The organism is Pseudomonas sp. IT-P176, assembly GCF_949767245.1.
In the GTDB taxonomy this organism is placed as follows: Bacteria; Pseudomonadota; Gammaproteobacteria; order Pseudomonadales; family Pseudomonadaceae; genus Aquipseudomonas.
The window spans coordinates 16130-35358 of the sequence record NZ_CATKPN010000090.1 but is presented as its reverse complement, the minus strand read 5'-3'; the positions used below and the strand labels follow the sequence as shown (position 1 = coordinate 35358).

Sequence of the window (19229 nt, the reverse complement as noted above, 5' to 3'; positions counted from 1 at the left end):
AGCGCATTCATGGCTGTTGGTCTTGGTCCTTTGCCTACGTTGCACCCGGTTGCCGGTTTTGAACTCGGTATCGCTTCGGCTGGCATCAAGCGCCCTGGGCGCAAGGATGTCGTGGTCATGCGCTGTGTCGAAGGCTCGACCGTCGCCGGGGTGTTCACCTTGAACGCCTTCTGCGCCGCGCCGGTGATCCTGGCCAAGCAACGGGTCCAGGGCGCGGTGCGTTACCTGCTGACCAACACCGGCAACGCCAACGCTGGCACCGGTGAGCCGGGCCTGGCGGCCGCCGAGCGGACCTGCGCCAAACTGGCCCAACTGACCGGCGTCGACGCGAGCCAAGTGCTGCCGTACTCCACTGGGGTGATCGGCGAACCGCTGCCGGTGGAGAAAATCGAAGGCGCGTTGCAGGCGGCCCTCGATGACCTGTCGCAAAACAACTGGGAAGCCGCGGCCACCGGGATCATGACCACTGACACCCTGCCCAAGGGCGCCAGCCGGCAGTTCCAGCACGACGGCGTGACCATCACCGTAACCGGCATCAGCAAAGGCGCCGGGATGATTCGTCCGAACATGGCGACCATGCTGGGCTACATCGCCACCGACGCCAAGGTGTCCCGCGAAGTGCTGCAGAACCTGCTGCTGGACGGCGCGAACAAGTCGTTCAACCGCATCACCATCGATGGCGATACCTCGACCAACGACTGCTGCATGCTGATCGCTACCGGCCAGGCGGCCCTGCCGGAAATCACCGAGGCCAGCGGTCCGTTGTTCGCGGCGCTCAAGCAAGCGGTGTTCGAGGTGTGCATGGACGTGGCGCAGGCCATCGTGCGTGACGGCGAAGGGGCGACCAAGTTCGTCACCGTGGAAGTCAACGGCGGTGGCAATCACCAGGAATGCCTGGACGTCGGCTACACCGTGGCGCACTCGCCGCTGATCAAGACCGCGCTGTTCGCCTCCGACCCGAACTGGGGCCGGATCCTCGCCGCCGTCGGCCGTGCCGGCGTGCCGGACCTGGACGTGAGCAAGATCGACGTGTTCCTTGGCGAGGTGTGCATCGCCAGCCGTGGCGCACGCGCAGCCAGCTACACCGAAGCCCAGGGCTCGGCGGTGATGCAGCGTGAGGAAATCACCATTCGCATCGAACTGGGCCGTGGTGACTGCAGCGAAACGATCTGGACCACCGACCTGTCCCACGAATACGTGAAGATCAACGCCGAATACCGCACCTGACGCACTCCGGGCAGGCCTTGCTCCTCCTATAGGAGCAAGGCCTGCCCGCGATGGAGGCCGCAGGCCTCCCACTTGTCCCCTCAGCCAAAGGTCCCCGAACATGAGCTACCACCTGATCATCGGCGACAAACTACATTCCTCCTGGTCCCTGCGCGGTGCCCTGGCACTGGATCTCGCTGGCGCGACCTACACCGAAGAACTGATCAAACTCAACCAGCCCGATACCCGCGAGCGGTTGCTCAAGCATTCGCCGACGGCCAAGGTGCCTCTGCTCAAGACCGAGCACGGGACCATTGCCGATTCGCTGGCGATTGCCGAGTACCTGGTCGAGCGTTTCCCGGACGTGGGGCTCTGGCCCAAGGACATCGCTGCTCGCGCCCAGGCGCGTTCGGCGTGTGCACAGATGCACAGCGGCTTTTTTGCCATGCGCGGCAACATGCCGTTTGACCTGAGCCGTGACGCGCCACTGACGCCGATGCCGGCCGAGGTGCAGGCAGAGATCCAGCGGATGCTGGCGCTGTGGGCCGAGTGCCGCGCCGCCGCCACTGAAGCCGGGCCGTTCCTGTTCGGCACGGTCAGCCTGGTCGATGCGTTTTTTGCCCCGATTGCCGTGCGTTTGCGCACCTATCAGGTCGAACTGCCGGCGGCCGACGCGGCCTATGTCGAGACGATTTACCAATGGCCAGCCTTCAAGGCCTGGCAGCAAGCCGGCCTGGAGGAAGTAGCGCGGTGAAACGAGTCCATGTAGCCGCAGCGGTGATCCGCGATGCCAGCGGCAAGATCCTGATCGCGCGTCGCGCCGATAGCCAGCACCAGGGCGGTCTTTGGGAGTTTCCCGGGGGCAAGGTCGAGGAGGGCGAGTCGGTTCAGGCCGCGCTCGCCCGCGAATTGCAGGAGGAGCTGGGTATCGGCGTCACGGCCGCGCGGCCGTTGATCAAGGTCCAGCATGATTATCCCGATAAGCAGGTGCTGCTGGACGTCTGGGAGGTGTCGGCCTTCAACGGCGAACCCCACGGTGCCGAAGGCCAGCCATTGGCCTGGGTCACTGCACGGGAGCTGGGCGACTACGAGTTTCCCGCGGCCAACCAGCCGATCGTTGCGGCGGCGCGCTTGCCCGCTGAATATCTGATTACCCCAGGGGACCTGGAAACCCCGGCCCTGCTGCGCGGAATCCAGAAAGCCATCGCCGGCGGCATCAAGCTGATCCAGCTGCGGGCACCCAACGGTTACGACCCCAAGTACCGCGATCTGGCGGTGGATGCGGTGGGCTTGTGCGCTGGCAAGGCACAATTGATGCTCAAGGGGCCGTTCGAGTGGTTGGGGGATTTTCCTTCGGCCGGTTGGCATATCACGGCGGCACAACTGCGCAAGTACGCCAGTGCCGGGCGTCCGCTGCCGGCTTCGCGCTGGTTGGCGGCGTCCTGTCACAACGCTGAGGAGTTGAGCCTGGCCGAGCAGATGGGCGTGGACTTTGTCACCCTGTCGCCGGTACAACCGACCCAGACTCATCCTGACGCTGTGCCATTGGGCTGGGAGCAGGCTTCGCAGTTGATCGCCGGTTTCAGCAAGCCGGTGTTCCTGCTGGGCGGGGTCGGTCCTGAAGAACGGCAGAAGGCCTGGGACGCAGGGGCCCAGGGTGTCGCAGGGATTCGGGCGTTCTGGCCTGAGGCCTGATGGGGTGTTGCGGGCCTCTTCGCGGGCAAGCCGCTCCTATTGTGGGAGCGGGCTTGCCCGCGATGACGGCCTTGAATACGCGGCTAATCTACGGGGCTAAGCCTCTGGTTTAGCCGCCGCCTGCCACAGAATCTCGCTGACCCCCTGGCGCTTGGCAATCAGGCGTGCCGCCACGAACAGCAGATCCGACAAACGATTGATGTAGGCCAGGCCCACCCCGGCCAAAGGCTCGATTGCATTCAACTGCTGGCAACGGCGTTCGGCACTGCGGGCCAGGCTGCGGCAGACGTGGGCCTGGGCGATCAGCGCCGAGCCACCTGGCAAAATGAAATTCTCCAGTGGCCCCAGTTCCTCGTTCCAGCTATCGATGGCCGACTCCAGGCGTTCGACTTCCGCCCCATTCAGTGCCTGGTACACCGGCATCGCCAGTTCGCCACCGAGGTCGAACAGGCGATGCTGGCACGGCTCCAGGACTTCGCTGACTTGCCTCAGGCCAGGATAGACCTCGCTCTGCTCCGCCAGTGCCGCCAGCAGCAGGCCGAGCTGGCTGTTGAGGGTGTCGACTTCGCCGATGGCTTCGACGCGCGGATGGTCCTTGGGCACGCGGCGACCGTCGCCCAGCCCGGTTTCCCCGGCATCGCCGGTGCGGGTGTAAATCTTCGACAGGCGAAAGCCCATGCTTAGCGCTCCAGTTGTTTGAGTTCGTGAGAGGCGAGGGGGGAGCCGGCCAGGGGTAGGCGCAAAGTGAAGCAGGTGCCTTGGCCCAGGGTCGACTGCACTTCCATCTGGCCTTTGTGGTTGTTGGTGATGATGAAGTACGACACCGAAAGCCCCAGGCCTGTGCCCTGGCCGATTTCCTTGGTGGTGAAGAAGGGTTCGAAGGTGCGTTTGCGCACGTTTTCGCTCATGCCGATACCGTTGTCTTCGACCTGGATCTCGGCCCAGGGCGGGTTCAGGCGGGTGCGCAGGATGATGCGCCCGGGTTCGCTGTCGTCTTCGCGCAGGTGAATCGCCTGGGCTGCGTTTTTCAGCAGGTTGAGCAGCACTTGTTCCAGTTCGTTGGCGGTGCCGGGCACCGGCCCCAGTTGCGGGTCGAACTGGCGAATGATGGCCTGGCCCTTGAAGTCGAAGCCAATGGCCAGGTCGAAGTCGTTGCCGGCAATCTCCACGGCCTGGTCGATCAGGGCCGGCAGGTCGCAAGGGGCCATCTGCCGGTTGCTGCGGCGGCTGAAGCTGAGCATATGGGTGACGATCTTCGCGGCGCGGGCTCCGGCCTGCTGGATGCCATCCAGCAGTTGTGGGACTTCCCGGCTTTGCAGGTACTGATTGACGTTATCCAGTTCGACACCAACCTGCTCGGCGGTCTCGAGGTTTCTTGGCAACTCGTTCGACAGGCGGCGGCGGATGTTTTGCACGTTGTGCAGGATGGCGCCCAGGGGGTTGTTGATTTCGTGGGCCATACCCGCCGCCAGGCCGCCGACCGAAAGCATCTTCTCCGACTGCACCATCATTTCTTCCAGGGACAGGCGCTGGGTGATGTCGTCGATCCGAATCACCACGCCGCGCCCAGCCCCACCCATCAGCGGATAGAAGGTCAGGGCGTAGTGCTTGGCTTCATCGTCCTTGACCCAGGTGACCCGTTCGATCTTGACCACGCTGTGTTGCTCGACGGTTTCCTTGAGCTGCGGCAGGAACGGCTTGAGCGGCTCAAAGGCGAGGAAGATCGGCTGGTTCAGCGCTTCGTCCAGGCGGGTCCCGGAAAGCGCGCTGGCCTCCTGGTTCCACTGGGTCACGTAAAGTTGCTCATCGAGGGCGATCAACGCCGAGGGCATGGAATCGATGATGCTGTTGAGGTAGTTCTGGAACCCGGTGAGCTTCTTCTCGATCTTGCTGCGTACCTGGACTTCCAGCTCCAGCTTGCGGTTGGTGTGCCGGGTTTCCTCGGCGAGGCCCTGGGCCTGGTCGTAGGCGGCCTGGGAGTCGTCGCGGGCGCGCTTGAGTTGTTGTTCACGGGCTTCGATGCGCGAAAGCATGGTGTTGAAGGCTTCGGCGAGGCTGCCGATTTCATCGAGGTTGCCCCGGGAGGCACGCAGTGCGTAGTTCTCCTCGCGGGTGACCTGGCGCGACAGCTCTTCGAGTTGATGGATGGGCTGGGTAATCAGGCGTTTGATCTGCTGGGCGATCAGCAGCCACAGCAGCACGCTGAAAATCAGGATCCCCAGGCTGGCGGTGAACGTGCCCGTGTAGAACGCCACCGGCAATTCGCTACTGGCCACCAGCAGCAAATGACCGGGCTCCTGGCCCGGGCGCAGCAGGGTGATCACTTGATTACTGCGAAACTCGGTGGCTTGCCAGCCTTCGATATGGCGATAGCGCTTGGGCAGCTCAAGGGGGTCGCCCCGTTGCACCTGGGCCAACAGTCGACCCTGGGCGTCGTACAGCGCGGCGGCGCGCAACGGCGTATAGCTGTTGAGTTCGTTGAGCAGTTTTTCCCCATCCGCGGGCGAGTTCAGGGCCTGGCTGGCGATCGACGGGTTGGCGACCAATCGGCCGATGGTCTGCAGGGCTTGTGGCGCCATGCTTTCCTGGGAGATCCAATAGGCGGCGCTGATAAAGGTCAGGTTGGCCACCAGCAGGACGGTGATCAACAGCACCAACAGGGCAGCCAGCAGTTTCTGGCCGACCGGTAGGTTTTCAAGGCGCTGGCGCAAGGGCATCGGGGTCGTCGCTGAAGTAGAACAGGAGGCCAGCGTAGCCGCTGCTCAGTCGCTGGGCAATCCGCGTGTGCGCAGGTGGGTCATCAGGCGCTGCTGCAGCTGGTTGAGGTGTGGCAGCACCAGTTGGTGGCGTGTGGCGACCTCGCAGGCGTGGCCCAGCAGGTAGCTGATTTCGGTGCGGCGCTGGTTGGCCACGTCCTGGTACATGGACGAGTAGTTGGCTGCGGTAGCCAGGATCACCCGTTCGACTTCCTGCTGCAGGTCTTGCGCCGCCGCGGGCTGGCCACAGCGTTCGAGCAACTGGGCAAGTTCGCTGCACAGGGTGGCGACTTCGCACTGGTGCTGCTGCAGGCCGCCATTGCGGCAATCGTGGAGCACCGTCAACGGATTGATCGCACAGTTGAGCGCCAGTTTGCGCCACAGCCGGGTCAGGATGTCCACGCTCCAGGCATGGGGGATGCCGGCGGCATCAAGGTCGTCGAGCCAGATCGGTGCCACTGGGTGGCTGCTATCGCCGAGCCAGGTGTAGCCATGGCCGGCGAACACCACCCGCCAATCGCCATCACGAAACGCGCCTTCGGTACTTGAGGCAAAAATACAGCGCGCCTGGGGCACCCGTGCGGCGACGGCGTCCTGGCTGCCGAGGCCGTTCTGCAGCAGGATCAACTCGGCGTCAGGGGTCAGGCGATGGGCCAGTTGCGCGACGGCGGCCTCGGCGTCGTAGGCCTTGCAAGCTACCAGCAGGCGCTCGATCGGCGCGTCGTTGTCGAGGGTTTCGGCCGGCACCGGATAACGCTGGGCCTGGCCCTGTTCCACCAGGGTCAGGCCGCCGGCCGCCTGATATGCCTGCAAGCGTGCCCTATCGCGCACGATCAACCGCACCGGCAGGCCGGCGCGCGCCAGGCGAGTGGCCCACAGGGTGCCGAGGCTGCCTGCGCCGAGGATATGCCAGGTGGTCGACATCAGTTTTGTGCTCTGATTGGCAGGTGCATGTGCGGCTCGCAGATTCGAATGGGCAAGACCCGTTATAATCAGCGCGGATTTTAACCGCAAGCCAGGCGTGCACCTGAGTTATTGTGCGCGGCCATTTTTTATTGGAGAGATTACATGCCGTCGTTCGACGTGGTATCCGAACTGGACAAACACGAAGTCACCAACGCGGTCGAAAACGCCGTCAAGGAACTCGACCGTCGTTATGACCTGAAAGGCAAAGGCAGCTTCGAGTTCAAGGAAAAGGACCTGACCGTCAACCTGACCGCCGAGGCCGACTTCCAGCTCGAGGCGATGATCGAGATCCTCAAGCTGGCGCTGGTCAAGCGCAAGATCGACGTACAGTGCCTTGAGGTCAAGGACGCCTACGCCTCCGGCAAGCTGGTGAAGCAGGAAGCCGTCCTCAAGGAAGGCATCGACAAAGAGCTGGCGAAGAAGATCGTGGCTCACGTCAAGGACGCCAAGCTCAAGGTCCAGGCTGCCATCCAGGGCGAGCAGGTACGCATTACCGGCAAGAAGCGCGATGACCTGCAAGATGCGATCGCCGCATTGCGCGCCAAGGAATTCGGCATGCCGCTGCAGTTCAACAACTTCCGCGACTGATCAGTCATCGGGGAACCTCTCGGCGTAATTGACGTCCGAGGCCCAAGCAACAGCAGAAATGATTGAGCCCTGAACGGTTCGATCTTTCTGCTGCTTGGTTTTTAAGTGCCGGGTAGCCGGGAATCAGGAGAGAAAGATGGATTTGAACGCTGAAGTGGACAACCTGGTCAAGGCTTCCCAGGCCTGGATCCCGATGATCATGGAATACGGCAGCCGGGTGCTGCTGGCGGTCCTTACCCTGGCCATTGGCTGGTGGTTGATCAACAAGCTGACCCACAAGGTCGGCAAACTGCTGGCGCTGCGCAATGCCGACCTGGCTTTGCAGGGGTTTATCAGCAGCCTGGCGAACATCGTCCTCAAGGTACTGCTGGTCGTCAGTGTCGCGTCGATGATCGGTGTCGAGACCACCTCCTTTGTTGCTGCCATCGGTGCCGCAGGCCTGGCCATTGGCCTGGCGTTGCAAGGCAGCCTGGCGAACTTCGCCGGTGGGGTGCTGATTCTGCTGTTCCGCCCGTTCCGTATCGGCGACTTCATTGAAGCCCAGGGCACGGCGGGTACTGTCGACAGCATCCAGATCTTCCACACGATCATCCGTACTGGCGACAACAAGACAGTCATCGTGCCTAACGGCGTGCTGTCCAACGGCATCATCACCAACACCAACCGTCAGTTGACTCGCAAAGTCGTGTTCGATGTGGGCGTGGACTACGAAGCAGACCTGCAGAAGGCGCGTGCCGTACTGCTGGAACTGGCCAAGGATGCGCGGGTACTGGCCGATCCTGAGCCGGTGGCCGTGGTTTCGGTCCTGGGTGACAGCTCGATCACACTATCGCTGCGAGTCTGGGTGAAGACCGCAGACTACTGGGATGTGATGTTCCACTTTAATGAACACTCCCGTGATCGCTTGAAAGCGGCGGGTATTGATATTCCGTTTCCGCAGCGCGTGATTCGAGTAGTTCAAGAAACTGCGTAAAGTAAAAGCTCTACAGCTTGGCTTGCTGGTCAGGCAGTGAGTTAGAACCCAAGGGGCGATAAACCCCTTGGGTTTTTTTATATCGGTAGTTTGCAAATAGAGTGCGTGCTTACTATTAGCTTGCTATCAAATTGTTCCTGATGAATGTTTGTACTTGTCATCAAGTTGCAATAAAAAAGCCCCCCACCTTTTCAGGTGAGGGGCTTTTATTTGAGCCAGGCTCAAGACGCTAGGCAATAACCACTGATTACAAAATGTTCAGAGGGTATTCAGCGATGATACGCACGTCGTTGTTGTCGGCGGTGTATTCAGCGTTGTAAGCGTTGTTTGCACGGTAGATTGCGCTACGCAGACGCAGGGACAGATCCTTGGCCGGACCTTCCTGGAACACATACTTCGTTTCGAAGTTGAATTCGTGTTCCTTACCTTCGGAACCGCTGGCGGTGTCGATGTTGTTACCGTAGACATAACGGGACATGAAGCTCAGGCCAGGCACGCCGTAGGTGGCCATGTTCAGGTCATAACGAGCCTGGTACGACTTCTCGTCCTTGCCGATGAAGTCGGAGATCTGGATGGAGTTGGCTACGAAGATCGTGCCGTTACCATCAACGCCGTACAGGTAGTTGGTGTCACCGGAAGACTGCTGGTAGCCCAGGGTGAATTTGTGCGCGCCCAGGCTGTAGGCAGCTGCCAAGCTCCACAGTTTGTTGTCCAGAGGGCCGTACAGCGCTGCACCCTGGTCTTTGGTTTTGTAGGCGTTCAGGTCGAAGTTCAGCGACTGATCGTCATTGATCGGCAGGGTGTAGTTGGCGTTGATGTATTGCTTCTTGAAGTAGTCGTCTACGTCGGAAGCAGCAAAGCCGGCTACGAAGTTATCGGTGAACTGGTAGGTAGCACCACCGATGTTGGCGCTGGTCAGGCCAGGAGTGTGTGCACCGTTGATGCTGTCCTTGCCCATGCCAGTCTGCGAGCTCAGCGCAGTCAAGCGACCCAGGTTGACTTCCAGGCCCTTGATTTCTTTACTGGTGATGATGGTGCCTTCAGCAACTTCTGGCAGCAGGCGGCTGTCGTCAGTCGAGAAAACCGGGCTGGCAACGAATTGACGGCCGTATTTCAGAGTGGTGTCGGAGAGACGGAACTTGATTGCCGCGCCGCTTTTCGATTGGGTATCTTCCGGGTTGCCATCGCTGTCGCGGGCAAACAGACCGTTACCAGCACGACCTGCACCGCCATCAAGCTTGGCAGTACCCATTACCATGGCGTCCAGACCTACGCCGATGGTGCCTTGAGTGAAGCCGGACTCGTAGGTAATCAGTTCGCTGATACCGGTGTCCTGACGATAGCCGCTCTTGTAGCCGCCACCTGGCTTGGCAATGTTGCCAGCACCGTTACGGAAGTCGCGGTTCATGTACTCGATACGAGTCTTGGCTTTCAGACTTTGGTCTTCAATAAAGCCTTTGGCTTCGTCCTGGGAGGACGCGATTGCGAACTGCGAGGTGCCTGCTGAAACAGCCAGTGCGATCATGCTCCACTTCATCACGCGCATCGTGATTTGCTCCTTTGGTTTTTTTGAAGAGTTCTGCCGTCCCACCTGTTTTTTTATCTGGGCGGCTCTTTCTTTTTGTGTCGGCGCAAACTTATATCACGCCGACAATGTTGGCGATACTTGCGCTTTCAACCTTTCAGCTTCTTTACGGCCCTGTCGCAATATGCGCGTTGGAGGTCGTATTTTTGCAAAATCTGTGCATTCGGACTGACAACTTCAGCGCTGTTTTACAAGGCTTGTACGTCAGAAAAAGTGTCCTTGTCTTGCACTTGAATCTCCGTGGGCTTCCGTGCCGCTATTGTTATGGGTCTAAAGGGTTCCACTTCCAGCGGACGCCTTATAGACGATGTGGGAATGAATGCAACAAGCGTGCACAAATCGGCTTTTTGCCTGCGGTTTTTTCTGAAACGCCCGTTTTAACTCACAAAACCGAATAAACACGGGGTCTTCGAGACCGTTTTGTTTGCGCTTGACTCCGTAGCTCTTCTGGTGTTGCACCATGACTGTGCATGGGTGAGAACACAAAATGTTACCGGTTCACCCTTTGGGGTGTGTAAACGGCGGATGCTCGGAGAAATCAGCTTAGACGTGGATGGATTTTTTGCCGGTTTTTTTTCGGCTTTTGCATGGGCTTCACACTTTTGCCGGGGTTGGCCCGGGTCCAGGAGGGGGGGGCGCTGTTGGGGCGGCACGGCGGTAGTTCCGTCATGGTGCGTGCGGATGATAAATGTTCTGTGCTGGGGCGTTTGCCGGGTAGAGCGCGGCATGGCGCCTGGGTTGGCGCGCGTGGCGCTGATTTTTCGCCGTGAACCGCATCGGGTTCGCGGGTATGCTGCGCATGTATGGCCGGCGCAGCAGCCTCGAGGGCTGGCGCCAGGCCCCAATCATCGACTATGCAGGAGTGCCCGCGGTGTTTGCTTTGGATTCACGACTTGAACAAGACACCCTGACCATTGGGGATTTCCCGCTCAGCCGCTTGCTGTTGTCCAATGACTCGAATTATCCCTGGTTCATCCTGGTTCCGCGCCGTGCGGATATCAGTGAGTTGTTTCAGTTAGAGGCGGCCGATCAACAGCAGTTGTGGCGGGAAACAACACTGTTGGCCGAAACACTCAAGGATTCGTTCGACGCCGACAAGTTGAATGTGGCGACCTTGGGTAATGTGGTCAGTCAGTTGCACATGCATGTCATCGTGCGTAAACGTGAGGACGCTGCCTGGCCGGCTCCGGTCTGGGGCAAGCACCCGGCACGCCCCTATACCGCCGAGCAAGTGGCGGCGATTCGTGAGCGCCTGCGTCTGGTGTTGAGCGATGGTTTCACGTTTCTGGAGGGTTGAGTCATGAGCCTGGAAGAGCGCGTTATGGACCTGGAAAGTCGCCTGGCGTTTCAGGATGACGCCATCGAGGCGATGAATGATGTGTTGGTGACCCAGCAGCGGGTTGTCGAGCGACTGCAGTTGCAGATGAACGCGCTGCTCAAGCGTCAGGAAGAAATGGCCGGCCAGTTCGAGACGTTCGAAGAGGACGCGCCGCCGCCGCACTATTGAGTGTCAGTGGCCAATACCGATTGGCAGGCAATAAAAAACCGCGAGCAGCTGGGCTGTATCGCGGTTTTTTTTCGAGCGGGTAACGAGGTCGGGATCAGCGACGCGGCAGGGCCGCGATCACGTCTTCCGCTTGCAGGCCTTTATCCCGGTTCATCACCGAGAACTCCACGCGCTGGCCTTCGACCAGGACGCGGTGACCCTCGCCACGAATGGCGCGAAAGTGCACAAAAATATCATCCCCGGAGTCGCGGGAAATGAAACCGAAACCCTTGGAGGTGTTGAACCACTTCACGGTGCCGGTATCCCGGTTGGTCATGTCGTAGTTCTGATGAGTCGCGGCAGCGGGTGAAGACTTGTAGAAGCTGGTGGCCAGATGCAGCAGGACTGCGACCAATGCAACGATCAGGCTGAACAGCACCGCGGGGTGACCGCCGATTTCCGGCATCGGTGCCAGCAGGGTCAGGGTTTGCAGGACAACGGCAAGCACCAGCAAGGCGCTGACCAGGTTTTGCAGTTGATGGCGAGGACCTTTGTTCCAGTACGGGATCACCGGAGCGAGGGTCAGGTTGAGCAGACCGAAGAACGCCAGGTACAGCGCGTCAGGTTGTTGCAGGTAAGGTACGGCTTCGGTTCGCAAGCTAGGAATGAAGGACAACAGCAAAGCTGCTGCGCCCGTTAGCAGGTGGACGATTTTCAACATTTTAATTGACTCACGTTAAGACGGATCGCAAGGAAGAGCTGATTGAGTACGGTTCGCTTCTGAACAATGGGAGGCGGTGGACACGCACCCGGTATCAGCCTATGCACAGCACGCGGGGAAATAGCGGCAGTGACACGGCGTCTATTTAACAGCAAAGACCGTACCTTCTCAAATCAGCGCGGAGGGCGCGTGCTCCGGGGTGGCCGGCGATTTGCACGAGGGCGTCGGGCGGTGGTGGCCGAAGGCTTGTTTTAGACGCTTCAAGCCGTATTTACGGGCGCCGATCGGTCATCACCGGCGCGACCGGCACAGAGCCGGGACTCTTGCTACAGTGAGGGCGCACCTGTGCAACGGACTTCATCACCGACAAGGGGAACAGCATGGCAATTGATATTGGTATCAGCGAGACGGATCGCAAGTCCATCGTCGATGGGCTTTCGCGCTTGCTGTCGGACACGTATGTGCTCTATCTGAAAACCCATAACTTCCACTGGAATGTCACAGGGCCGATGTTTCGTACCCTGCATTTGATGTTCGAAGAACAATACAACGAGTTGGCCCTGGCCGTGGACCTGATTGCCGAGCGTATTCGTGCATTGGGTTTTCCGGCCCCTGGCGCCTATTCAATCTACGCGCGACTTTCCTCCATTAAAGAAGAAGAGGGGGTGCCCAGCGCCGAAGAGATGATCCAGCAACTTGTCCAGGGGCAGGAAGCGGTCACCCGTACAGCACGCGGGATATTCCCGCTGCTGGAAAAAGTCAGCGACGAACCCACCGCAGATCTGCTCACGCAACGCATGCAAGTTCATGAGAAAACTGCCTGGATGCTGCGCTCGCTGTTGGACGGCTAGTAGTCCCGGCCTGGCTGATGGTGTCGGCTTGTCGGCACCATCAGCGTGGGGTGTCGTGCCCGGACCTATGAAAGCTCCCGGGTGTTGATGGCGCGTTTCCCAGGCTCTTGCGGGACTCTTCCTGCGCCATCTTTCCGTTTCGTTGTTGCACGTAGGGGAGTGTTAATAGTCTTGTTGCTGCTGTCGGCTTGTCCTACATCAGTGGTTATAAAGGCATATGGAAATATGTTTTTGCTTACGTTTTTATAGCGACACGGAGCGTTGTTATAAATGGAATGGCAAAGGAGTGTCAGTTATATGATTGGAATCTTAGCGTCAGAAGCCGATGAAGTTGCTAGGCCTCAGGATATAAAGATTGATCCCTTCGTTCGTGAGTTTGACATGGGCCTGGCACAGCCGCAGGCCAGGTCGGTGCGCTTGAATGGGTTCGCCACCTGCCTGCGGCTGGAGCAGGTCTACTGGAATATCCTGGGCAGTATTGCGAGGAATAATTGCTGTTCGGTCAACGCCTTGCTGTCTCGGGTTGATCGCGAAGTACATCTGCGTCATGGCGGGGTGAAGAACTTCAGTGGCCTGGTCCGGGTGATGTGTGTAGTGCACAGCTTGAACCAGGGTGCTGTGGGCGTTGAATGACGCAGGGGTGTCGGGGCAGGACGGCCGGCACGCCCAAGTGCCGGCCGTCCATCTGCTCCGGATGCGGTCCCTGTGCAGCGTTACGGCTGCACAGGCTCGATTTAATCGATATAATCCCGCTCTTTGCCGCCAAACCCATTGTTTGCGCGGGATGAACCTGATCGCCGAGACAACCCCATGCCGATGTACGACTATCAATGTGCTTCCTGTGGTCATCAGTTGGAAGCCATTCAGAAGATCAGCGCAGCACCGTTGGTCGACTGCCCTGCCTGCCAGGCACCCGAACTGAAAAAAATGTTGTCGATGCCGGGCTTCCGCCTGAGCGGTACCGGTTGGTACGAAACCGACTTCAAGACCGGGTCGAAGAAGAATCTGGCCGGTGGCGACAAAGCTGACTAAGTTGAACGACACACCGAGCTCTTGCATTATCTGGCACTTCATTCAAGTGCGGCGGTGCAGCAAGACCTCCCATCGAATTTCGAATTACGAGAAGTGAAACCACTACCATGATGCGCAGCCATTATTGCGGCCAACTGAACGAAAGCCTGGAAGGTCAGGAAATTACCCTTTGCGGATGGGTCCATCGTCGTCGTGACCACGGCGGGGTGATTTTCCTCGATATCCGTGATCGTGATGGTCTGGCCCAAGTGGTATTCGATCCGGATCGCGCCGAGAGCTTCGCCGCCGCCGATCGCGTGCGCAGCGAATACGTGGTCAAGATCACCGGCAAGGTACGCCTGCGTCCGGCCGGTGCCACCAACGCCAACATGGCCTCGGGCATGATCGAAGTCCTGGGTTACGAGCTTGAAGTGCTGAACGAAGCGGAAACCCCGCCGTTCCCACTCAACGAGTTCTCCGACGTCGGCGAAGAAACCCGCCTGCGTTATCGCTTCCTCGACCTGCGTCGCCCGGAAATGCTCGAGAAGCTGCGCCTGCGTTCGCGCATGACCACCAGCATTCGTCGTTTCCTCGACGAGAACGGCTTCCTCGACGTCGAGACGCCGATCCTGACCCGCGCCACGCCAGAGGGCGCTCGTGACTATCTGGTCCCGAGCCGTACCCACGCCGGTTCGTTCTTTGCGTTGCCGCAATCGCCACAGCTGTTCAAGCAACTGCTGATGGTCGCTGGCTTCGACCGCTACTACCAGATCGCCAAGTGCTTCCGTGACGAAGACCTGCGCGCTGACCGCCAGCCGGAATTCACCCAGATCGACATCGAAACCAGTTTCCTCGATGAAAACGAGATCATGGGCATCACCGAAAAAATGATCCGCAACCTGTTCAAGGAAGTGTTGGATCTGGAATTCGGTGAATTCCCGCACATGACCTTCGAAGAAGCCATGCGCCGTTACGGTTCCGACAAGCCGGACCTGCGTAACCCGCTGGAACTGGTAGACGTTGCCGACCAGCTTAAAGAAGTCGATTTCAAAGTCTTCAGCGGCCCGGCCAACGATCCGAAATGCCGGATTGCCGCACTGCGCGTTCCTGGTGCAGCGAGCATGCCGCGCAAACAGATCGACGACTACACCAAGTTCGTCGGCATCTACGGTGCCAAGGGCCTGGCGTACATCAAGGTCAACGAGCGCGCCAAGGGCGTCGAAGGCCTGCAGTCGCCTATCGTCAAGAACATTCCTGAAGCTAACCTCAATGTGATCCTCGATCGTGTTGGCGCAGTTGACGGCGACATCGTGTTCTTCGGTGCCGACAAGGCCAAGATCGTCAGTGAAGCCCTGGGCGCATTGCGGATCAAGGTCGGTAATGACCTGGACCTGCTGACCTGCAAGTGGGCACCGATGTGGGTTGTCGACTTCCCGATGTTCGAAGAGAACGACGACGGCAGCTTTACCGCCTTGCACCACCCGTTCACCGCACCGAAGTGCACGCCGCAAGAGCTGGAAGCCAACCCGGCGACCGCGCTGTCGCGTGCCTATGACATGGTGCTCAACGGTACCGAGCTGGGTGGCGGTTCGATCCGTATCCACCGCAAGGAAATGCAGCAATCGGTGTTCCGCCTGCTGGGTATCAGCGAAGCGGAACAGGAAGAGAAATTCGGCTTCCTGCTGGACGCCCTGAAGTACGGCGCACCGCCCCACGGCGGCCTGGCCTTTGGCCTGGACCGTCTGGTGATGCTGATGACCGGCGCCCAGTCGATCCGTGAAGTGATCGCGTTCCCGAAAACCCAGAGCGCGGCATGCGTGATGACCCAGGCCCCGGGCCTGGTGGATGCCAAGGCTCTGCGCGAGCTGCACATCCGTTTGCGCGAGCAGCCAAAGGCTGAGTAAGGCTGGCCACCCTGGCGTATCCCTGGATACGCCAGGGGTCAGATCCAGCGTGTATTGCCCGCTCGCCTTCCAGGGTGTGCGGGCATTGTTTTAAAGAGAATTCGGAGCGAGTTATGGCGGGTCATTCCAAGTGGGCGAACATCAAGCACCGCAAAGAACGTCAGGATGCCAAGAAAGGCAAGATTTTCACCAAGTGGATTCGTGAGCTGACAGTCGCGGCCCGTCAGGGCGGCGGCGATCCTGGCTCCAACCCACGGCTGCGACTGGCCCTGGACAAGGCCCTGGGCGCGAACATGAGCCGTGACATCATCGATCGCGCCGTGGCCCGTGGGGCTGGCGCTGCCGACACCGATGACATGGTCGAACTGAGCTACGAAGGTTATGGCCCCGGTGGCGTGGCGGTGATGGTCGAGTGCATGACCGATAACCGCAACCGCACGGCGGCGGCGGTTCGACACGCCTTCAGCAAGTGTGGCGGCAACCTGGGCACGGATGGCTCGGTGGCTTACCTGTTCGAACGCAAGGGGCAGATCTCCTTTGCCCCGGGTATCGACGAAGACGCCTTGATGGAAGCCGCGATGGAGGCTGATGCCGACGACGTGGTGACCAACGAAGACGGTTCAATCGACGTATTCACCTCGTTCGCCGGTTTTTATGCCGTGCGCAACGCTCTGGAAGCGGCGGGCTTCAAGGCCGATGATGCGGAAATCGTGATGCTGCCAACCACCAGTGCCGAACTGGACCTGGAAGGCGCCGAGAAGGTGCTCAAGCTGATCGACATGCTCGAAGACCTGGATGATGTGCAGAACGTCTATTCCAATGCGGACATCCCCGAGTCGGTGGCCCAACAGCTCGGCTGAAGGGCGACGCAGATCTAGTGTGGGAGTCGGGCTTGCCCGCGATGACGTCGGCAGGCTCGACATTGATGTTGAATGTTCTACCGCTATCGCGGGCAAGCCCGGCTCCCACAGGGTTCTCGGTAGGGCTACAAAGTGTGCATCCGGCACAGCCTGCTCTATGCTGGCCTCACTCTCTTAACCCGCAGGCGTTATGACATTAATTCTTGGTATCGACCCCGGTTCACGCATTACCGGTTATGGCGTGGTACGCGATACCGGTCGTGGCTGCGTGTATGTGGCGTCGGGTTGCATTCGCACCGGCAGCGGTGAGTTACATGAACGGTTGCAAATTGTTTATCGCGGCGTGCGTGAGGTGATCCAGACCTACGGTCCTGTGACCATGGGCATCGAGAAGGTCTTCATGGCCCGCAACGCCGACTCCGCGCTGAAGCTCGGCCAGGCCCGTGGCGCGGCGATTGTCGCGGGGGCCGAAGAGAGCCTGGAGATCGCCGAATACACCGCTACCCAGGTCAAACAGGCGGTCACCGGTACCGGTGCAGCCAACAAGGAGCAGGTGCAGATGATGGTCATGCATATGCTCAAGCTCACCAGCAAACCGCAAATCGATGCCTCGGACGCCTTGGCCATTGCCATTTGCCATGCCCATACCCGCTCCAGCCTGTTGCCCCATGGGCTGGGGACGGCGCGCAGTCGTGGCGGTCGCCTGCGCCTGTGATCTGATAGCATCCACCCACGAGATTTTATTGGTTGAGCGATTTGCGCCTGGACTGTCGGCGACCTCGCTCACTTTGCTCTTCGAACGCCTGATCTGGCTAACGCTTAAGGATTTGAAACGTGATTGGACGTTTGCGCGGCACCTTGGCTGAGAAACAGCCGCCGCACCTGATACTGGATGTCAACGGCCTGGGCTATGAGCTGGAAGTGCCGATGACCACCCTCTATCGACTGCCGTCGATCGGAGAGCCGATAACCCTGCACACCCATTTGGTGGTGCGCGAAGATGCCCAGTTGCTTTATGGTTTCATCGGCAAGCGTGATCGGGACTTTTTCCGCGAGTTGATCCGTCTCAATGGGGTCGGTCCGAAACTGGCGCTGGCGTTGATGTCGAGCCTTGAAGTCGATGAACTGGTGCGTTGCGTGCAGGCCCAGGACACTTCGGCGCTGACCAAGGTGCCGGGTGTCGGCAAAAAGACCGCCGAGCGCTTGCTGGTGGAACTCAAGGACCGCTTCAAGGCCTGGGAAGCCGTGCCGAGCATGTTTGCCCTGGTGCCGAACCAGCCTGATGGCCCGGCGCAACCGGTGGCTTCGGCGGAGAATGACGCGGTCAGCGCGCTGATCTCCCTGGGCTACAAGCCGCAGGAAGCCAGCAAGGCGATTTCCGCGATCAAGGAGAAAGGCTTGAGCAGTGAAGACCTGATTCGTCGTGCCCTGAAGGGAATGATCTAAGTGATTGAAGCTGATCGTCTGATTACCGCCACCGGTGGCCCGCGTGACCGTGAAGAAGTCCAGGATCGGGCCATTCGTCCGGTCAGCCTGGCCGAATACATTGGCCAGCCGACCGTTCGCGAGCAGATGGAGCTGTTCATCCAGGCGGCGCGCGGGCGCAACGAATCCCTGGACCACACGCTGATCTTCGGTCCGCCGGGCCTCGGTAAAACCACGCTGGCCAACATCATCGCCCAGGAAATGGGTGTGTCGATCAAAAGCACCTCGGGCCCGGTCCTGGAGCGCCCCGGCGACCTGGCGGCACTGCTGACCAACCTCGAACCCCATGACGTGCTGTTCATCGATGAAATCCATCGCCTGTCGCCGATTGTCGAGGAAGTGCTGTACCCGGCCATGGAGGACTTCCAGCTCGATATCATGATCGGCGAAGGCCCGGCGGCACGTTCCATCAAGCTCGACCTGCCGCCGTTCACCCTGGTGGGGGCGACCACCCGCGCCGGCATGCTGACCAACCCGCTGCGCGACCGCTTCGGCATCGTCCAGCGCCTGGAGTTCTACAGCACCGCCGACCTGGCGACGATCGTCAGTCGTTCGGCCGGTATCCTCGGGCTGCCGCTGGACCCTGAAGGGGCGTTCGAAATCGCCCGCCGGGCCCGCGGTACGCCACGTATCGCCAACCGCCTGCTGCGGCGGGTGCGGGATTTCGCCGAAGTCCGGGCCAAGGGCCACATCACCAAGCCGATCGCCGACCTGGCGCTCAACCTGCTGGACGTCGATGAGCGTGGTTTCGATCACCAGGACCGGCGTTTGCTGCTGACCATGATCGAGAAGTTCGATGGCGGCCCGGTGGGGGTCGACAGTCTGGCGGCGGCCATCAGTGAAGAGCGGCACACCATTGAAGACGTGCTGGAGCCGTACCTGATCCAGCAGGGCTACATCATGCGCACTCCCCGTGGGCGGGTAGTGACCCGGCATGCTTATTTGCACTTTGGCCTGAACATTCCGACGCGCATGGGTGAAATGCCCGCAGTAGACGCATTTCTGGATGCAGTGGACGATTAATGACGGTCTGCGCCGATTTATTCGGGTTTTGTGTGGTCCTAGGTGGCTGGCGAACCCTTGTTTGGCAGCAAAGGCGCAGAAGAATGAAAAACAGTTGCCTGGCTGGATTGGCAACCTGA

At 60.0% G+C, this 19229-nt stretch carries 20 protein-coding genes; 15 read left to right on the top strand and 5 right to left on the bottom strand.

Translation table 11 applies throughout. The features are described 5' to 3' along the window. Nucleotides 1–9: 9 nt before the first annotated feature. From argJ to ACM6IP_RS22920, 3 genes are all read left to right on the top strand, one after another. Nucleotides 10–1227: a bifunctional glutamate N-acetyltransferase/amino-acid acetyltransferase ArgJ gene (gene argJ / locus ACM6IP_RS22930; protein ID WP_159997643.1), complete on the top strand. Its 1218-nt coding sequence runs from the start codon at nt 10–12 to the stop codon at nt 1225–1227. Between the two features lie 100 nt (nt 1228–1327). Then, entirely contained in the window at nt 1328–1960 is a 633-nt protein-coding gene (locus ACM6IP_RS22925) for a glutathione S-transferase family protein (RefSeq protein ID WP_414862330.1), read from the top strand. After that, nucleotides 1957–2901 carry a Nudix family hydrolase gene (locus ACM6IP_RS22920; protein WP_414862329.1) on the top strand — a complete coding sequence of 315 codons (945 nt, stop codon included), beginning with the start codon at nt 1957–1959 and terminating at the stop codon, nt 2899–2901. The genes ACM6IP_RS22925 and ACM6IP_RS22920 overlap by 4 nt, the downstream gene beginning before the upstream one ends. A gap of 96 nt (nt 2902–2997) precedes the next feature. On the opposite strand, the gene ACM6IP_RS22915 is transcribed toward ACM6IP_RS22920, so the two are convergent. Genes ACM6IP_RS22915 through ACM6IP_RS22905 form a run of 3 tightly spaced genes read right to left on the bottom strand, consistent with a single transcriptional unit; the run spans nt 2998 to nt 6581 of the window. Further along, nucleotides 2998–3579 (bottom strand): cob(I)yrinic acid a,c-diamide adenosyltransferase, encoded by a 582-nt coding sequence (locus ACM6IP_RS22915; RefSeq protein ID WP_095165702.1) that lies wholly within the window; start codon nt 3577–3579, stop codon nt 2998–3000. A 2-nt stretch (nt 3580–3581) separates the two neighbouring features. Then, on the bottom strand, nt 3582–5618 hold the full coding sequence (locus ACM6IP_RS22910; protein ID WP_095165700.1) for an ATP-binding protein: 2037 nt from the start codon (nt 5616–5618) through the stop codon (nt 3582–3584). A 45-nt stretch (nt 5619–5663) separates the two neighbouring features. Beyond that, nucleotides 5664–6581 carry a putative 2-dehydropantoate 2-reductase gene (locus ACM6IP_RS22905; protein ID WP_320332899.1) on the bottom strand — a complete coding sequence of 306 codons (918 nt, stop codon included), beginning with the start codon at nt 6579–6581 and terminating at the stop codon, nt 5664–5666. Between the two features lie 144 nt (nt 6582–6725). Between ACM6IP_RS22905 and ACM6IP_RS22900 the strand changes: the two genes are divergently transcribed. Together ACM6IP_RS22900 and ACM6IP_RS22895 are read left to right on the top strand one after the other, a co-directional pair. After that, nucleotides 6726–7211 (top strand): YajQ family cyclic di-GMP-binding protein, encoded by a 486-nt coding sequence (locus ACM6IP_RS22900; RefSeq protein ID WP_095165697.1) that lies wholly within the window; start codon nt 6726–6728, stop codon nt 7209–7211. 136 nt (nt 7212–7347) lie between these two features. Further along, entirely contained in the window at nt 7348–8184 is an 837-nt protein-coding gene (locus tag ACM6IP_RS22895; RefSeq protein ID WP_095165695.1) for a mechanosensitive ion channel family protein, read from the top strand. A 247-nt stretch (nt 8185–8431) separates the two neighbouring features. On the opposite strand, the gene ACM6IP_RS22890 is transcribed toward ACM6IP_RS22895, so the two are convergent. Then, on the bottom strand, nt 8432–9730 hold the full coding sequence (locus ACM6IP_RS22890; RefSeq protein WP_159997635.1) for an OprD family porin: 1299 nt from the start codon (nt 9728–9730) through the stop codon (nt 8432–8434). A 910-nt stretch (nt 9731–10640) separates the two neighbouring features. Here ACM6IP_RS22890 and ACM6IP_RS22885 point away from each other — a divergent pair. Then, nucleotides 10641–11066: an HIT family protein gene (locus ACM6IP_RS22885; protein WP_095166122.1), complete on the top strand. Its 426-nt coding sequence runs from the start codon at nt 10641–10643 to the stop codon at nt 11064–11066. 3 nt (nt 11067–11069) lie between these two features. Further along, the gene (locus tag ACM6IP_RS22880) at nt 11070–11276 is read left to right on the top strand and encodes a SlyX family protein (RefSeq protein WP_159997633.1); all 207 of its coding nucleotides are present in this window, start codon (nt 11070–11072) and stop codon (nt 11274–11276) included. 94 nt (nt 11277–11370) lie between these two features. Here the strand turns inward: ACM6IP_RS22880 and ACM6IP_RS22875 are convergent, their stop codons facing one another. Further along, on the bottom strand, nt 11371–11976 hold the full coding sequence (locus ACM6IP_RS22875) for a cold-shock protein (protein ID WP_095165690.1): 606 nt from the start codon (nt 11974–11976) through the stop codon (nt 11371–11373). Nucleotides 11977–12356: 380 nt separating this feature from the next. On the opposite strand from ACM6IP_RS22875, the gene ACM6IP_RS22870 reads away from it, so the two are divergent. From ACM6IP_RS22870 to ruvB, 8 genes are all read left to right on the top strand, one after another. Beyond that, nucleotides 12357–12827, top strand: a complete 471-nt coding sequence (locus ACM6IP_RS22870; protein ID WP_414862328.1) for a Dps family protein — start codon at nt 12357–12359, stop codon at nt 12825–12827. A 297-nt stretch (nt 12828–13124) separates the two neighbouring features. Further along, entirely contained in the window at nt 13125–13460 is a 336-nt protein-coding gene (locus tag ACM6IP_RS22865) for a ribbon-helix-helix domain-containing protein (RefSeq protein WP_095165686.1), read from the top strand. A 177-nt stretch (nt 13461–13637) separates the two neighbouring features. Next, on the top strand, nt 13638–13859 hold the full coding sequence (locus ACM6IP_RS22860) for an FmdB family zinc ribbon protein (protein ID WP_010457489.1): 222 nt from the start codon (nt 13638–13640) through the stop codon (nt 13857–13859). Between the two features lie 107 nt (nt 13860–13966). Further along, complete coding sequence (gene aspS, locus ACM6IP_RS22855) at nt 13967–15742, top strand: aspartate--tRNA ligase (protein ID WP_401126375.1); 1776 nt, start codon at nt 13967–13969, stop codon at nt 15740–15742. A gap of 113 nt (nt 15743–15855) precedes the next feature. Continuing rightward, a complete protein-coding gene (locus ACM6IP_RS22850; RefSeq protein ID WP_095165683.1) occupies nt 15856–16602 on the top strand; it encodes a YebC/PmpR family DNA-binding transcriptional regulator in 747 nt (248 codons plus the stop codon). Nucleotides 16603–16792: 190 nt separating this feature from the next. Beyond that, nucleotides 16793–17317: a crossover junction endodeoxyribonuclease RuvC gene (gene ruvC, locus ACM6IP_RS22845; protein WP_008147379.1), complete on the top strand. Its 525-nt coding sequence runs from the start codon at nt 16793–16795 to the stop codon at nt 17315–17317. 119 nt (nt 17318–17436) lie between these two features. Beyond that, on the top strand, nt 17437–18048 hold the full coding sequence (gene ruvA, locus ACM6IP_RS22840; RefSeq protein WP_095165679.1) for a Holliday junction branch migration protein RuvA: 612 nt from the start codon (nt 17437–17439) through the stop codon (nt 18046–18048). Next, nucleotides 18049–19110, top strand: a complete 1062-nt coding sequence (gene ruvB, locus ACM6IP_RS22835) for a Holliday junction branch migration DNA helicase RuvB (RefSeq protein WP_095165677.1) — start codon at nt 18049–18051, stop codon at nt 19108–19110. It abuts the gene before it with no gap. Nucleotides 19111–19229: the final 119 nt, after the last annotated feature.

Coding starts and splice junctions, on each gene's coding strand:
- argJ (WP_159997643.1), top strand. CDS start 10: ATGGCTGTTGGTCTTGGTCCTTTGCCTACGTTGCACCCGGTTGCCGGT.
- ACM6IP_RS22925 (WP_414862330.1), top strand. CDS start 1,328: ATGAGCTACCACCTGATCATCGGCGACAAACTACATTCCTCCTGGTCC.
- ACM6IP_RS22915 (WP_095165702.1), bottom strand. CDS start 3,579: ATGGGCTTTCGCCTGTCGAAGATTTACACCCGCACCGGCGATGCCGGG.
- ACM6IP_RS22910 (WP_095165700.1), bottom strand. CDS start 5,618: ATGCCCTTGCGCCAGCGCCTTGAAAACCTACCGGTCGGCCAGAAACTG.
- ACM6IP_RS22905 (WP_320332899.1), bottom strand. CDS start 6,581: ATGTCGACCACCTGGCATATCCTCGGCGCAGGCAGCCTCGGCACCCTG.
- ACM6IP_RS22900 (WP_095165697.1), top strand. CDS start 6,726: ATGCCGTCGTTCGACGTGGTATCCGAACTGGACAAACACGAAGTCACC.
- ACM6IP_RS22895 (WP_095165695.1), top strand. CDS start 7,348: ATGGATTTGAACGCTGAAGTGGACAACCTGGTCAAGGCTTCCCAGGCC.
- ACM6IP_RS22890 (WP_159997635.1), bottom strand. CDS start 9,730: ATGCGCGTGATGAAGTGGAGCATGATCGCACTGGCTGTTTCAGCAGGC.
- ACM6IP_RS22880 (WP_159997633.1), top strand. CDS start 11,070: ATGAGCCTGGAAGAGCGCGTTATGGACCTGGAAAGTCGCCTGGCGTTT.
- ACM6IP_RS22875 (WP_095165690.1), bottom strand. CDS start 11,976: ATGTTGAAAATCGTCCACCTGCTAACGGGCGCAGCAGCTTTGCTGTTG.
- ACM6IP_RS22870 (WP_414862328.1), top strand. CDS start 12,357: ATGGCAATTGATATTGGTATCAGCGAGACGGATCGCAAGTCCATCGTC.
- ACM6IP_RS22865 (WP_095165686.1), top strand. CDS start 13,125: ATGATTGGAATCTTAGCGTCAGAAGCCGATGAAGTTGCTAGGCCTCAG.
- ACM6IP_RS22860 (WP_010457489.1), top strand. CDS start 13,638: ATGCCGATGTACGACTATCAATGTGCTTCCTGTGGTCATCAGTTGGAA.
- aspS (WP_401126375.1), top strand. CDS start 13,967: ATGATGCGCAGCCATTATTGCGGCCAACTGAACGAAAGCCTGGAAGGT.
- ACM6IP_RS22850 (WP_095165683.1), top strand. CDS start 15,856: ATGGCGGGTCATTCCAAGTGGGCGAACATCAAGCACCGCAAAGAACGT.
- ruvC (WP_008147379.1), top strand. CDS start 16,793: ATGACATTAATTCTTGGTATCGACCCCGGTTCACGCATTACCGGTTAT.